The organism is Streptomyces capoamus, from assembly GCF_014654935.1.
GTDB classification, from domain to species: domain Bacteria; phylum Actinomycetota; class Actinomycetes; order Streptomycetales; family Streptomycetaceae; genus Streptomyces; species Streptomyces capoamus.
Genome location: NZ_BNBF01000010.1, coordinates 105,175 through 117,289 on the forward strand (window position 1 = coordinate 105,175; position 12,115 = coordinate 117,289).

General features: G+C 74.4%; 10 protein-coding genes and 2 pseudogenes. 9 read left to right on the forward strand and 3 right to left on the reverse strand.

The features are described from left to right. The 3 genes and pseudogenes from IE312_RS40585 to dapE all read left to right on the forward strand — a co-directional run. Window positions 1-261, forward strand: a pseudogene (locus IE312_RS40585) (ATP-dependent helicase); the annotation flags it as partial. Window positions 262-1,533: 1,272 nt separating this feature from the next. Continuing rightward, window positions 1,534-2,175: an IclR family transcriptional regulator gene (locus IE312_RS17700; RefSeq protein WP_030347782.1), complete on the forward strand. Its 642-nt coding sequence runs from the start codon at window positions 1,534-1,536 to the stop codon at window positions 2,173-2,175. Window positions 2,176-2,340: 165 nt separating this feature from the next. Continuing rightward, complete coding sequence (dapE, locus tag IE312_RS17705) at window positions 2,341-3,396, forward strand: succinyl-diaminopimelate desuccinylase (RefSeq protein WP_189982875.1); 1,056 nt, start codon at window positions 2,341-2,343, stop codon at window positions 3,394-3,396. Here the strand turns inward: dapE and IE312_RS17710 are convergent. Next, window positions 3,377-4,924: a PucR family transcriptional regulator gene (locus tag IE312_RS17710; protein ID WP_189982877.1), complete on the reverse strand. Its 1,548-nt coding sequence runs from the start codon at window positions 4,922-4,924 to the stop codon at window positions 3,377-3,379. The genes dapE and IE312_RS17710 overlap by 20 nt on opposite strands. Window positions 4,925-5,066: 142 nt before the next feature. On the opposite strand from IE312_RS17710, the gene IE312_RS17715 reads away from it, so the two are divergent. From IE312_RS17715 to IE312_RS17730, 4 genes are all read left to right on the forward strand, one after another. Next, the gene (locus tag IE312_RS17715) at window positions 5,067-5,816 is read left to right on the forward strand and encodes a chorismate synthase (RefSeq protein ID WP_189982879.1); all 750 of its coding nucleotides are present in this window, start codon (window positions 5,067-5,069) and stop codon (window positions 5,814-5,816) included. Beyond that, window positions 5,813-6,922 (forward strand): o-succinylbenzoate synthase, encoded by a 1,110-nt coding sequence (gene menC, locus IE312_RS17720; RefSeq protein ID WP_189982881.1) that lies wholly within the window; start codon window positions 5,813-5,815, stop codon window positions 6,920-6,922. Before IE312_RS17715 ends, menC begins: the two co-directional genes overlap by 4 nt. A gap of 95 nt (window positions 6,923-7,017) precedes the next feature. Then, on the forward strand, window positions 7,018-7,809 hold the full coding sequence (locus IE312_RS17725) for a S16 family serine protease (protein WP_189982883.1): 792 nt from the start codon (window positions 7,018-7,020) through the stop codon (window positions 7,807-7,809). A gap of 69 nt (window positions 7,810-7,878) precedes the next feature. Continuing rightward, window positions 7,879-8,424 carry a GNAT family N-acetyltransferase gene (locus tag IE312_RS17730; RefSeq protein ID WP_189982885.1) on the forward strand — a complete coding sequence of 182 codons (546 nt, stop codon included), beginning with the start codon at window positions 7,879-7,881 and terminating at the stop codon, window positions 8,422-8,424. Window positions 8,425-8,464: 40 nt separating this feature from the next. Here the strand turns inward: IE312_RS17730 and IE312_RS17735 are convergent, their stop codons facing one another. After that, complete coding sequence (locus IE312_RS17735) at window positions 8,465-9,778, reverse strand: cytochrome P450 (RefSeq protein WP_189982887.1); 1,314 nt, start codon at window positions 9,776-9,778, stop codon at window positions 8,465-8,467. Window positions 9,779-10,124: 346 nt separating this feature from the next. Further along, window positions 10,125-10,601 (reverse strand): Lrp/AsnC family transcriptional regulator, encoded by a 477-nt coding sequence (locus IE312_RS17740; protein WP_189982889.1) that lies wholly within the window; start codon window positions 10,599-10,601, stop codon window positions 10,125-10,127. Window positions 10,602-10,723: 122 nt separating this feature from the next. Here IE312_RS17740 and hppD point away from each other — a divergent pair, with 122 nt between their 5' ends. Both hppD and IE312_RS40590 read left to right on the forward strand, forming a co-directional pair. Then, complete coding sequence (hppD, locus tag IE312_RS17745) at window positions 10,724-11,872, forward strand: 4-hydroxyphenylpyruvate dioxygenase (RefSeq protein ID WP_189982891.1); 1,149 nt, start codon at window positions 10,724-10,726, stop codon at window positions 11,870-11,872. Between the two features lie 36 nt (window positions 11,873-11,908). Continuing rightward, window positions 11,909-12,115 (forward strand): annotated as a pseudogene (locus IE312_RS40590) (phage baseplate protein); the annotation flags it as partial.

Sequence of the window (12,115 nt, forward strand, 5' to 3'; positions counted from 1 at the left end):
AAGAAGCCGGACACCGAGGCGGACCTGCTGGAGCTGCCGGCCGAGCGGCGGCCGGTGGTCAGCCACAAGGAGATGATGGAGCTGCGGAAGCGGCTCAACACGCTGGTCAGCGCGTACGTCCACCAGAGCGGCAAGCCGCACGGGGTGATCCACACCGAGCTGCGGCGGGTGTGCGGGGGGCCGCCCAGCGCGGAGGCCACGGCGGGGCAGTTGCAGCAGCGCATCGCCAAGGTGCAGGAGTGGGCCACCCGTATGCGGTGACGCTCCGCTGGGTGGGGTGATTCCTGCCCACCCGCCCACCCGTCTCGGTAGGTCGAAAGCCGACCGCCACGGGGCTCCGCCCCGGACCCCGTAACGTCTCGCCGATCCGGGGGTCGTGTGGTGTCTCAGGTCCGGGGGCGTGATGTCTCAGGTCCGGGGGCGGTGTGGTGTCTCAGGGCCGAGGGACCGCGTGGTGTCTTGCCGGACGGGGGGCCGCGTGTGTCTTGCTGGACCGGGGGAGCCATGTGGTGTCTTGCCGGTCCGGGGGAGCCATGTGGTGTCTTGCCGGTCCGGGGGACGGCTTAGTGCCCCGCCGTCCGCCCGCCGTCCTCCACCTTCAGCCGTCGGCCCTCAGCCGCACTCAGCCGTCGGCAGCACTCAGCCGTCAGCCTTGGCCGTTGGCCGGGCCGCCGGCCGCCCAACCTCGGCCGCCCACCCCCGGCCGTTGGCCCGTCGGCCGCCCGCCCACCCCCGGCCGTTGGCCCGTCGGCCGCCCGCCCGCCCTCGGCCGTTGGCCGTCCGCCGCCCTCCCTCCGCCGTCCGCCGTCCGCCGTCCGCCGTCCGCCGTCGGCCGTCCGCCCGCCGTCCTCCACCCTCCGCTGCCCGCCGTCGTCCACCCTCCGCTGCCCGCCGTCGTCCACCCTCCGCTGCCCGCTGCCCGCTGCCCGCTGCCCGCTGCCCGCTGCCCGCCCGGGCCGCCGGTCCCGCCGGAGCCCGCCGGAGTCGCTGGGGCGCGCCGGGCCGCTGGGGTCCGCCGGTCCCGCCGGAGTCGCTGGGGCAGCCCGCTGCCCGCTGCCCGCCCGGGCCGCCGGTCCCGCCGGAGCCCGCCGGAGTCGCTGAGGCGCGCCGGGGCGCTGGGGTCCGCCGGTCCCGCCGGAGTCGCTGTGGCGCGCCGGGGCGCTGGGCCCGTCGGTGAGGCCCTCTGGCCCCGCCGGGGGTGGGCGGTGGTTGGCACGGGGTTGCGTCGAACGCCTGTGCTTCGTTTCGGCCCCCTGTGCCGTGTGCGTATCCGGACGAATGCAGGCAGGCCGGATCTGGCCTTGCCCGGATTCTGGACGAAGACTTCCGCTCAGCGAACCGGCTTCGCTACTGTCCGGCTACGCACACGCCCCGTGGCAGCGCCGCCGCGGAGCGCAGCCGTGAAGCGACTCGGCCCGGGAGCCGCCGGGCCGTTCTGCCGATCGGCGGCCTCTGAAGCGCGTCGCCGACGGGACTCGGCGACGCATCTTTCGCCCAGGGGCTGCCGACCTCACCGCCGAAGGAGTGGGCGTCGTGACCGCGGAGACCTCTCAGACGCTCGACCGGGGACTGCGTGTCCTCAAACTGCTGGCCGACACGGACCACGGGCTGACCGTCACCGAGTTGTCCACCAAACTGGGCGTCAACCGGACCGTGGTGTACCGGTTGCTCGCCACGCTGGAGCAGCACGCGCTCGTACGACGTGATCTGGGCGGGCGAGCCCGCGTCGGGCTCGGCGTGCTGCGGCTCGGGCGGCAGGTGCATCCGCTGGTGCGCGAGGCCGCGCTGCCCGCGTTGCGGTCGCTGGCGGAGGACATAGGGGCGACGGCGCACCTGACGCTGGTGGACGGGTCCGAGGCGTTGGCCGTGGCGGTCGTCGAGCCGACGTGGACGGACTACCACGTGGCCTACCGTGCCGGATTCCGGCATCCGCTGGACCGGGGGGCGGCCGGCAGGGCGATCCTCGCCGCGCGGCAGTCGCCGTCGGCCGATCCCGGGTACACGCTCACCCACGGCGAGCTGGAGGCGGGGGCCAGCGGGGCCGCCGCGCCCCTGGTCGGGGTGACGGGCGTGGAGGGCAGCGTCGGCGTGGTGATGCTGGCGGACGCCGTGCCCGAGCGGGTCGGAGCGCGGGTGGTGGAGGCGGCCCGGGAGGTCGCGGAGGCGCTGCGCTGAGCCCTTCCGGGGTCTTTTGGGCGCATCGCCAATCAGGGCTGCTGGCCTTTGGCCGATGCGCTCATACCGGGGCCCTCCGGCCTCCGCATCATGGACGGCGTCCGGCACGCCCTGTTCGTGCGGTCCCCGCCCCGGCCCGCCCGGCCCCGCCCAGGAAGACCCCGTATGAGCGCCCTCGATCCCGCCGCCGACGTCGTCAGCCTCACCCGCGCCCTCGTCGACCTGCCCTCCGAGAGCGGGCGGGAGGAGCGGATCGCCGACGCCGTCGAGGACGCCCTGCGCCTCCTGCCGCACCTCGCCGTGGACCGGGTCGGCAACTCGGTCATCGCCCGTACCGAGCGGGGGCGCGCGGAGCGCGTGCTGATCGCCGGTCACCTGGACACCGTGCCGGCCGCCGGGAACCTGCCCTCCCGGCTCGCCGACGGGCGGGTCCACGGGCTCGGCGCCTGTGACATGAAGGGCGGGGTGGCGGTCGCCCTGCGGCTCGCGGCCACCGTGCCGGAGCCCGTACGGGACGTCACCTACGTCTTCTACGAGTGCGAGGAGGTCGAGGGGGAGCGCAACGGGCTGGGCCGGATCGCCGCCGCCCGTCCGGGGCTGCTGGAGGAGGCCGGCCTCGCGATCCTGATGGAGCCCTCGGACGCCGGTGTCGAGGCCGGCTGCCAGGGCATCCTCACCGCCGACATCGTGGTCCGGGGGGCCCGCGCGCACACCGCCCGCGCCTGGCAGGGCACCAACGCCGCGCACAAGGCGGGGCAGGTGCTCCAGCGGCTCGACGCGCACGTCCCGGAGCGGGTGGTGATCGACGGGCTGGAGTTCCGGGAGGGGCTGAGCGCGGTCGCCGTACGCGCCGGGGTCGCCGGGAACGTCGTACCGGACGAGTGCGTCGTCACCGTGAACTGCCGCTTCGCGCCGAGCCGTTCGCCGCAGGAGGCGGAGGCGTACGTGCGCGTGCTGTTCCCGGAGTACGAGGTGCGGGTCACCGAGGCCGTCGGCGGGGCGCTGCCGCACCTGGACCGGGTGGGAGCGCTCGCCGCCGCCCTCGGGGCCGAACCGCGGGCCAAGCTGGGGTGGACGGACGTCGCCCGGTTCGCGGCGCTCGGGGTGCCCGCGCTCAACTTCGGCCCCGGCGACCCCGCGCTGGCGCACACGGCGGGGGAGTACGTCCCCGTGGCGCACCTGGAGCGGTGCGAGGCCCGGCTCAGGGCGTGGCTGCGGTGAGCCCCGCCAGCGTCCGCAACTGCAGCCACAGCACGAGCCGTTCGTCGGGGTCGTCCAGGTCGATGCCGGTGTGCTGCTGGAGCTGTCTGAGCCGGTAGCGGCAGGTGTTGGGGTGCACGGCCAGCAGCCTGGCCGCGCCCGCCATGTCGCAGCCCGCGTCGAACCAGCAGACCAGGGTGCGCGCGTACTCGGTGCCGTGCCCGGCGTCGTAGGCCAGCACCCGCCGCCAGGCGCCCGCGCCCAGCTCCCGCTGCCGGCCCATGACGTCGGCGAGCCGCAGCAGCGTCACCCGGGCGCGCACCTCGTCCACCGCGGCCACCGGCAGGTCCGCGTCCAGCAGCCGCAGGACCAGGTCGGCGTCCGCCCGGGAGTCCGCGAGCCCCTCGGCGTCCGGCACCACCTCGCCCAGCGCGGCCCGTACCGGCGCCCGCAGCGCCTGCCCGGCCCGCGCCACGATGTCCTCGGCGAGCCCGCGGTGCCGCTCACCGGGGCCCGGCAGGACCGCGTACACCACCCCGTCCAGCAGGACGCACGCGTGGCGGCCGTAGCGGGCCTCGCACTGCAGGCGTACGACGTCCAGCAGGCGCAGCGCGGTGCGTTCGGCGTCCGGGACGCTCGCGGCGGAGTCCAGGACGAAGGCCGCCACGCGGGCCGGGCCCGTGACACCGAGCCGTTCCGCGGCCGCCGGCGCGTCCGCCGTGCCGTCCAGCAGGCGGCGCAGCAGGTCGCTGTTGCGGTGCCGGGCCAGTTCGCGTGCCGCCCGGGCCCGCAGCAGGAGCAGGGCGGCGGTGGAGGCGCCCTGGGCGAGCGTGTCCTCGGCGTCCGGGGCGAGCGCGCCCGTGTCGACCACCCACACGGAGCCGAGCGTCTCGCCGCCGGCCCGGACCGGCATCGCCAGCCGGGGCAGGTCCGAGCCGGACAGCGCGGGCAGCCGGACCGGCCGGTCGGCGGCGAACAGCCGCCGGTACTGCTCGGTGTTCTCCGCGCTGGCCGGCACCTGCAGCCCGAGGATGCCCTGTCGCCGGTCCTCGTCCACCGGCTGCCCGGGGACGGTGGAGTAGGCGAGGATCCGCTGCCGGGGGTCCTCGACGGCGGTGGCCCCGCCGGTCGCCGCCGCGATCGCGTCGGCCAGCGCGAACAGGTCGCCGAGCCCGGTGTCGGAGGAGGCGGCGGGCCGGGCGCCGACGGCGGAGGCCAGCAGCAGGTGCACCTGGTGCCAGGCCGCGTCCTCGGCGACCGACAGCAGCGCGACACCGTGCGCCCGGGCCTCCTCGACCGGCCCGTCGGCGCCCCGCACCACGACCCCGGTCAGTTCCGCCTCCGCCGCCGCCCGCACCAGCGGTCCGGCCTCCGCCGCCCGGACCCCGACCGCCAGCAGCAGCGCGCCGGGCTGCCGGGCGAGCGGGATGTGACCGTCGTACAGCACCGCCTCGGTGACCGGCACGGCCCGTCCCGCGGGGGCGGTGTGCAGGCGCAGGGCGGGGCCGCCGACGACGTCCAGCAGATCACCGAGGGTGCACGTGTCCATGGGGGTCCTCGTGGGGCGGGCCCGGGTGATGCCGGGACGGGGTCGAGCGGGCGGCGGGCTTGGCTGTCGGTGCAACGAACGTACGCAGGTGTTGGCCGGTCGCACAACACGCGTCCGCGGCGGACATCCGAGACTCGGTGCCATGACAGCAGGCACCACCCTCCGTACCGTCCACGACGTCGCCGGGCTCGCGGCCGTCGCGGACCACCTCAGCGACGTCTGGCGGACACCCCGCACCGCACCGCCCTACCCGGCCGAGGTCCTGCACAGCCTGGTGCACGCCGGTGGCGCCGTGCACGCCCTGTACGCCGGGCAGCGGCTGGCCGGGGCGGCCGTCGCCGTGCTCGGCGCGGACCGGAGCACGTACTCGCTGGTGGCCGCCGCCGAACGCGGTCTCGGACCGGTGCTGAAGCAGGCGCAGCGCGACTGGGCCCGCGCCCTCGGCGCCCGCACCATGCGCTGGACCTTCGACCCGCTGGTCGCCCGCAACGCCCGCTTCAACCTGGTCAAGCTGGGTGCCGTCGGCACCGAGTACCTCGTCGACTTCTACGGCCCCATGAGCGACGGCGTGAACGACGGCGACGAGAGCGACCGGCTGACGGTGACCTGGGACCTGACGGCGGCGGGGGCGCCGGACGAGGCGGAACCGCACGGGCCCGTCCTGCGCCGTGCCCCCGACCACGGGCCCCTCGTCCGGCGGGCCGGACGGCACCTGTGGTGCCGGGTCCCGGACGACGTCGTCGCACTGCGCGCCGCCGACCCGGCCCTGGCGCTGCGCTGGCGGCACGCCGTGCGCGACGTGTTCACGGAGGCCTTCCTGGAGGGGTTCCGCGCCACCGGCATGTCCCGCGACGGCTGGTACACGCTCACCCGGACGGAGGCGACCGCGTGAAACTGGAGCGCGTCGAGATCGTGCACGTGGCGATCCCGCTGGTCACCCCGTTCCGCACGTCCTTCGGGACCATGACGGCGAAGGACACCTTCCTGCTGCGCGTCGTCACCGACCGGGCCGAGGGCTGGTCGGAGTTCGCCGCCGACCCCGAGCCGCTGTACTGCTCCGAGTTCGTCGCCGGCGCCGAGATCGTGCTGCGCGACTTCCTGCTGCCCCGCGTGGCCGCGCTGCCGCGGCTCACCACGGCCGCGCTGGCCCCGGCCATGGCGGGGATCAAGGGCCACGAGCTGGCGAAGGCGGCCCTGGAGACGGCCGTGCTGGACGCCGAGCTGCGCTCCTACGGCATGTCGCTCGCCGCCTACCTGGGCGCGGTACGGGACCGGGTGCCCGCCGGGGTGTCCGTCGGCATCAAGGACTCGGTGCCGCAGCTGCTGGACGACGTCGAGCGCTACCTCGCCGAGGGGTACGTCCGCATCAAGCTGAAGATCGAGCCCGGCTGGGACGTCGAGCCGGTCCGGGCGGTCCGCGAGCGCTTCGGCGACGGCCTGCCCCTCCAGGTCGACGCCAACACCGCCTACACCCTCGCCGACGCCGAGCACCTGCGCCGGCTGGACGCGTTCGGGCTGCTGCTGATCGAGGAGCCGCTGGAGGAGAACAACCTGCACGCCCACGCCCTCCTCCAGCAGCGGCTCACCACCCCCGTCTGCCTGGACGAGTCCCTGCACCACGCGCGCGACACGGCGTCCGCGATCGCGATGGACGCCTGCCGGGTGGTGAACGTCAAGCCCGCCCGGGTCGGCGGTTACCTGGAGGCCCGCCGGGTCCACGACGTCGCCCACGCGCACGGCGTGCCGGTGTGGTGCGGCGGCATGCTGGAGACGGGTGTCGGACGGGCGCCGAACCTCGCCCTGGCCGCGCTGCCCGGTTTCACCCTGCCCGGGGACACCTCGGCCTCCAGCCGCTACTTCGCCGAGGACCTCACCGAGCCGTTCGTCCTGCGGGACGGCCACCTGCCCGTCCCCACCGGCCCCGGCATCGGCGTGGAGCCCCGGCCGGACGTACTGCGCCGGTTCACCCGTGAGCGCCGGGACCTGTATCCGGTGTGAGACGCATCCCGGTGTGAGACGCATCCCGTACCGGTGTGCGGTGCACCCGTCCAGGGGCGCCAGGGGGTGCCGGGCCGTCGCGTTAGATTGATCCCGTGCTCTCACGTCTCACACGCCCCCAGGCCCTCGCCGTCTGCGCGCTGCCCGTCGTGGCCCTGCTGGCCACGGCGGTGTGCGCACCGCTGCCGTTCTCGGTGGCGCAGCCCGGTATGACGGCGAACGTCCTCGGCGAGAACAAGGGCACCCCGGTGATCACCGTCTCCGGCGCGGCGACCCGCAGCACCCGCGGGCAACTGCGGATGACCACCATCGAGGCCACCGGCCCCGACGCCCGGGTCTCCCTGGGCGACGTGCTCGGCAACTGGTTCCGCACCGACCGGGCCGTCATGCCGCGCGACGCGGTCTACCCGAGCGGCGACTCCGTCAAGGAGATCGAGAAGCACAACGAGGCACAGATGCAGCAGTCCCAGGACGCGGCGACCCAGGCGGCGCTGAAGTACCTGGGGCTGAGCGCCGGCAAGGTGAAGGTCACGCTGAAGCTCGCCGACGTCGGCGGGCCCAGCGCGGGGCTGCTGTTCACCCTGGGGATCATCGACAAGCTCGACGGCGACGGCAGCGGCGGCGACCTCACGGGGGGCCGCACCGTCGCCGGGACGGGCACGATCGACGCCGCCGGCAGGGTCGGCGCGGTCGGCGGGGTGGCCCTGAAGACGCAGGCCGCGCGCCGGGACGGCGCCACCGTCTTCCTCGTGCCGAAGGCGGAGTGCGCCGACGCGCGGGCCGAGCTGCCGAAGGGGTTGCGGCTGGTCCCGGTGACCACGCTGAAGGGCGCGGTCGACTCCCTGGTGGCCCTGGAGAAGGGCGAGGGGCCGGTACCCAGCTGCTAGGCGGCTTCCCCCGTGCCTGTCCCGGCGTGCCTCCCGTCCCCGCGCGTACCGCGGTGCTGACAATCGGGCATGGCTTCGTCCTGGACCGGTGAACGGGTACGCCTGCGTGCCATCGAGCCCGACGACTGGACGGCGTTCGCGCGCTTCGCCGACGACGGGCGGCCGGAGGGCCGGCTGGACTTGCCCCGGTCCGCCGAGAGCCACCGTGCCTGGGCGAAGCAGCAGGCCGTCGCCGAGGGCGGCGACGACCGCTTCCGGCTGGCGGTCGAGACGACGGCCGGCCACGAGCTGGTCGGGACGATCGGCTCGCACCGCACCGGCCGCTGTTCGGGCTGGTTCGAGTTCGACGTCGTGATCGGCGCCGAGCACCGGCGCAGGGGCTACGCGGCGGAGGCCCTGGCACTGCTGCTGCGCTACATGTTCGCCGAGCGGCGGTACCACAAGTGCCTGGCGGTGATCATCGCGGGGAACGAGGCGTCGCTGGCACTCATGCGTCGGCTCGGCTTCACCGAGGAGGGACGCCTGCGGGAGCACGTCTTCTTCGCCGGCCGGCACCACGACCTGGTCCTGATGGGGCTGCTCGCCGACGAGTTCGGGCTGAGCGGGCCGGGGTGAGCCGACCGGCGTGTGGGGCCGGCCGGGAGGGACGGCCGGGTCACCGGAGGCGGGACGGCTCCGGGGTGCGCGCGGTGGCACGCAGGCGCAGGCCGGCGGTCGCCAGGCCCTCGAAGGTGGTGAGCCGGTAGGCGGGTTCCGGTCCGGGCGGCTCGCTCAGGCGGTGGCGGCCGGCCGTGTGCGCGGTCAGGAGCGTCAGCATCGCCATGGCCAGGGCGGCTCCCTCGCAGGCGTGCGGTCCGGTGCCGAAGGAGAGGAAGGCGCCCGGGTCCGCCGGCGAACCCGGCCCGTCGAGCCAGCGCTCGGGGCGGAACAGGTCCGGCTCGGGGTGTTCCCGCGCGTCCCGGTGCGCGGTGTAGGGGCAGACGAGAACGGTCGACCCGGCCTGGATGGTGCAGTCGGCGAGCCGGGTCCGCCGTGCGGCCTGCCGGGTCAGCAGCCAGCTCGGGGGATACAGCCGGAGCACCTCCTGCACCAGTGCCCGGGTGTACCGCAGGTCGTCGAGGTGGGCGCCGGTCGTCGCGGCCGGGTCCGCGGGCAGCGAGGCGGCCTCGGCCGCGACGCGGTCCGCCGCCCCCGGGTGGCGGGCCAGGTGGAGCAGGATCCATCCGGCCGCCCTGGTGGGTGCCTCGAAGGTGGCGACGGTGATGCCGGGGAGGGTGTCGAGCACGGCCCCTTCCGGCAGCGGGCCGTGGCGGGAGGAGGGCCGGAGCATCTGCCCGAGCACGTCGTCACCGAGCCGGCCCGACGCGAGGCGCCTGCGGACGACGGGCCGCAGGGCGTCGGTGAAGGCGGTCTGCTGCCGGGTGCGGAACCGCCGTGCCGGTGTGGGGACCCACCGCGGCCATTCCCACCGCGAGGGGCGTACGAGCACCTCCCGGGCGAGGAAGAGCCGGGCGGCGTACGGCAGCAGGGCCGGGGCGTCCTCGGAGAAGAGGAAACGGACGCCGATTTCCGCCAGGGCGTGCCGGGCCGCGGGCAGCACCTCGACGTCCCGGTCCGTGGGCCACCGGGCGGCGAAGAGGGCGGCACCGGGCGCGATCTCGCCGATCCGGGCCGCGACCGCCTGCGCGCGCAGTCCGCGCATCCGGGCGGCGTGGGCGTGCGCACGCTCCTCGGCCGTCGGTGCTCCGTCCGACCCGTTCAGCGGCGGGAAGAGGGGCGAGGGCGCCTTGGGGAAGTCCCGTGCGCGGCGCAGTACCGCGTCACAGGATCCGGCCGTGGCGGCCACGCAGACTCCCGGCTCCAGCTGCCAGACGTCCCCGCATTCGTCGGCGCCACGGCGGGCCAGCGCCAGCCGGTCGCGGCTCCAGGCCGCGAAGCCGCTCCCGGGCGGACGCGGTGGCTCGTTCATCCGGCCCATGAGATCGCCCATGAGATCGCCCCCGGCCCCCGTACGTGTCCAGGCCGATGTCTTCGGCGGTGCGGCTGGAGACGGGCGGACGCCCCAGGGCGCCCGCCGGGGGTGGTGTCGTCGGACTCAGTCGTCGCCGGCGTACGCGTCCCACTCGTGGGCACCGTACGCACCGTAGCGGCGGGTGAAGGACAGTCTGCTCAGCAGCTTGGCGATCATGGTGCGCTCCTCTCGCCTGTCCGAGCCGTTCCAGCCGAGGTTCCGATGAACCGTCAGCGTCTTGTACTACAGCAGCATTTTCTCACGCATGTCGCGTATGTCCACAGTCGCGGGGCCGGTCCCACGCCTACGGCGGCTCGGCGCCCGCCGCCTGCTCCACCAGCGGGATGATCCGCAGCGGGACGGGGTTCTCCATGACGATCGCCGTGGACGCCCGGACGATGCCGTCGAAACCGACGACCCGGTCGATCACCCGCTGGAGATCGGCGTTCGAGCGGGCCACCAGCCGGCACAGCATGTCCCCGCTGCCGGTGGTGGTGAGCAGCTCCAGCACCTCCGGGACGGTCGTCAGGTACGCCCGTACATCGGCTCCCTGGCCCTGCCGGATCTGCAGGGTGGCGAACGCGGTGACCGGGTAGCCGAGGGCCGCCGGGTCCACCTGCGGGCCGAAACCGCGGATGACGCCGTTCGACTGGAGCCGGTCCAGCCGGGCCTGCACCGTGCCCCGGGCGACGCCCAGCCGCCGGGACATCTCCAGCACCCCGATGCGGGGCTCCTCGGCCAGCAGCACGATGATCCGCCCGTCCAGATGATCGATCGCCACGCGACCCCCTGTGATGGTCATCCTGTACAGAACGACCGGCGATCCGGTCGTACCACTGGGCAAGTTGCCCAGCGATGAAGCGAACTATTGCGCACCTTGCAGAGCGGGGCCACCATCCCGCTATGACGCAGACCACACAGCACACTCCCGACACGACCGCCCGGCAGGACGACCCCTTCCCGGTCAAGGGAATGGACGCGGTCGTCTTCGCCGTGGGCAACGCCAAGCAGGCGGCGCACTACTACTCCACCGCCTTCGGCATGCGGCTGGTGGCCTACTCCGGACCGGAGAACGGCAGCCGCGAGACCGCCAGTTACGTGCTCGAGAACGGCTCCGCCCGTTTCGTGTTCACCTCGGTGGTCAAGCCGAGCAGCGCCTGGGGCCACTTCCTCGCCCAGCACGTGGCCGAGCACGGCGACGGCGTCATCGACCTGGCCATCGAGGTACCGGACGCCCGCCGCGCCCACGCCTACGCGATCGAGCACGGCGCGCGGAGCGTCGCCGAGCCGTACGAGGTGAAGGACGAGCACGGCACGGTCGTCCTCGCCGCGATCGCCACCTACGGCGAGACCCGTCACACCCTGGTCGAGCGCACCGGCTACGACGGCCCCTACCTGCCCGGCTACGCCCCCGCGAAGCCGATCGTCGAACCGCCCGCCCAGCGCACCTTCCAGGCCGTCGACCACTGCGTCGGCAACGTCGAACTCGGCCGGATGAACGAATGGGTCGGCTTCTACAACAAGGTCATGGGCTTCACGAACATGAAGGAGTTCGTGGGCGACGACATCGCCACCGAGTACAGCGCGCTGATGTCGAAGGTGGTCGCGGACGGCACCCTCAAGGTCAAGTTCCCGATCAACGAGCCCGCCATCGCCAAGAAGAAGTCCCAGATCGACGAGTACCTGGAGTTCTACGGCGGCGCGGGCGTCCAGCACATCGCGCTCAACACCAATGACATCGTGCAGACGGTCCGCACCATGCGCGCGGCCGGCGTCGAGTTCCTCGACACCCCCGACTCCTACTACGACACCCTCGGCGAGTGGGTCGGTGACACCCGGGTGCCGATCGAGACCCTGCGCGAGCTGAAGATCCTCGCCGACCGCGACGAGGACGGCTACCTGCTGCAGATCTTCACCAAGCCCGTGCAGGACCGGCCGACGGTCTTCTTCGAACTCATCGAACGGCACGGTTCGATGGGCTTCGGCAAGGGCAACTTCAAGGCACTGTTCGAGGCGATCGAACGCGAGCAGGCCAAGCGGGGCAACCTGTAGCCGACGGGTCCCCCGCCGGACATCCGAGGGGGGACCGTGGCGGAACGCATCGACCTGGCCACGCCGGCCGTCCGCTGGCTGCGCGAGAAGGGCACCCTGCGCGAACCCACGGTCCTCCAGTCCTTCGCCTTCGACGAGGTCCACCACCACCTCTACGTCCTCCAGCTCACCCCGGGCGGCCGGGCCGCCGGCGACCTGTGCCTCAACCGCCTGGACCTGACGGGCAGGCGCCTCGGGCACATG